Source organism: Sphingomonas sp. (assembly GCF_035317925.1).
In the GTDB taxonomy this organism is placed as follows: Bacteria; Pseudomonadota; Alphaproteobacteria; order Sphingomonadales; family Sphingomonadaceae; genus Sphingomonas_I.
Map to the genome: position 1 here is coordinate 1 of NZ_DATHFV010000076.1, position 2,153 is coordinate 2,153.

Genomic DNA, 2,153 nt, shown 5'->3' on the forward strand with positions numbered 1-2,153 from the left:
GGTGCAGGGGGCCGCGCAGCCCTCGCCGGCGCGGCAGGCGAAGGGGTAAGAATACGTCGTCCCCGCGAAGGAGCCTGTGAAGAAATCATCTCGATTTCGGGACGAACTGTGATTCAATGGAGATGTTGGCAGATTGGGTATTAGAGGGATCGTAGGCATGGCGGGTCGAGGCGATGCCCGGGTTGTGGTTGCGAACCGGGCTCAACTGTCGTGGGACCTGATCAATCCGGATGGCTGGCTGGCGCCCGACCACCGGGCACGATTGGTGGTGGGGTTCGTCGAGACGCTCGATTTGACGGTGCTCTACGCCAACATCGAAGCGCGTGAGGGTACGGTGGGTCGCCCGGCCGCCGACCCGGCGGTACTGTTTACGTTGTGGCTTTTGGCGACGATGGACGGGGTTGGTTCGGCGCGCGAGCTGGACCGGTTGACCAGCCAGGATCTGGCCTATCGCTGGGTCGCGTGCGGCGTTCCGGTCAACTATCACGGGCTTGCGGACTTCCGCGTGGCGCATGCCGATGTGCTCGACGATCTGCTCACCAAAACGCTGGCGGCGTTCATGGCGGAAGGACTATTTGACGCCGACGAGATCGTCGTCGACGGCACCAAAATCAAGGCTTCCGCGGGCAAGAGTTCGTACAAGCGGGCGCTGCATCTGGACGAGGCGGAGGCTAAGGCGAAGGCGCGTGTCGTCGCCTTGAAAGCCGAGGTCGATGCGGACCCGGCGGCGAGTTCCAAGCGCACCCAGGCGGCGCGGGCCCGTGGCCTGCGCCAGACCCAGGAGCGGATCGAAAAGGCACGCGCCAAACTGGCCGAGATCGAAGCGGAGAAGGCCGAGCGCGCCAAGCGCAGCCCGAAGGAAGTTGCCGAGCAAAAAGAAGCTCGCGCCTCGCTCACCGATCCGCAGGCGCGGCGGATGCGGTGCGCGGATGGCACGGTGCGCGCGAGCTACAATGTGCAGATTGCAGCAACGACGGATCATGGCTTCGTCACCGCGATTATGGCGACGGACCGGCGCAACGACAGTGATCTGGCGCGGCCGATGGTCGAGGAGAGCGAGCAACGGCTGGGGCGGCCGATCAAACGCGTGCTGGCGGACACGGGCTTCGCGCAGGTTGACGATATTGCAGCCCTCAGCAGTCGGCTCGAAGCGCCGGTCGGCGTCTACATCCACCCGCCCAAGGATCGCACCGACGTCAAGCCGGCAACGCTGCTGAGGCGGCAAAAGGAACGAGAAAGAGAGCCGCAGACGATCAAGGACTGGCGGCAGCGCATGACCACCAGCGAGGCCGAGGCGGTCATGAAAAAGAGGGGACGAATCGAACGGGTCAACGCAAACTTCAAGAACCGGGGCTTCGGCACGCTCCTGGTGCGAGGACTTGCCAAGGTCCAAGCGATCGGACTGTGGCACGCGCTCGCCCACAACCTCACAATTGCCGTGCGGTTAAAGACAATCGCTGCCGCCGCAGCATGAAGCCGATCGCCCAACCAACATCACCCCTCGCCGCAGGCGCCGCCTTCAAATAAGTTCACAGGCTCCTTCGCGGGGACGACTCCGCGCTTAGCTCCGCCGCGCGATCCGCCCGGAATCGACGTCGAAAATTTCACTCGCGGCGCCGACATCCGCGAATGCCGCGGGGTCGGCGCCGGTCATCCAGACTTGGGCGCCGAGTTTTGCAAGTTCACCGAACAGCGCAATGCGCCGGTCGGGATCGAGATGCGCGATCACTTCGTCGAGCAGCAGTAGCGGGGTGATGCCGGTCATCTCGGCGACCAGATTGGCGTGCGCCAGCACGAGGCCGATCAGCAGCGCCTTCTGCTCCCCGGTGGAGGCATCGCGCGCGGGCATGTTCTTCGGCGCGTAAGTTACCTGCAGATCGGTGAGATGCGGACCATCGAGGGTGCGGCCGGCGGCGGCATCGCGCGCGCGGCTTAAGCGCAGGATCTCGCGGTAGCGGTCCTCCACGGAGGTGGCCGGCTCATGGATCAGCGCGTTTTCCATCCAGCCATCAAGCATGATCGCGGCGGACGGAAACACCGAGGCTTGCCCGCGGGCGCGCAGCATCGCGGCGAGTTTTGTGACGGTCTGGCCGCGCATCGCCGCCACCGCGACCGCGAGCTCGGCGGTTTCGCGCTCGATCGCGTCGCACCAG

Annotated in this window: 2 protein-coding genes; one reads left to right on the forward strand and one right to left on the reverse strand. The window is 65.2% G+C overall.

The window, feature by feature from the left end; translation table 11 throughout:
* The first annotated feature begins 157 nt into the window (after nt 1-157).
* A complete protein-coding gene (locus tag VK533_RS05895; protein WP_422663720.1) occupies nt 158-1,474 on the forward strand; it encodes a transposase in 1,317 nt (438 codons plus the stop codon).
* An 87-nt stretch (nt 1,475-1,561) separates the two neighbouring features.
* Here the strand turns inward: VK533_RS05895 and VK533_RS05900 are convergent.
* The coding region (locus VK533_RS05900) for an AAA family ATPase (protein WP_324375913.1) at nt 1,562-2,153 on the reverse strand (592 nt) is incomplete at its 5' end.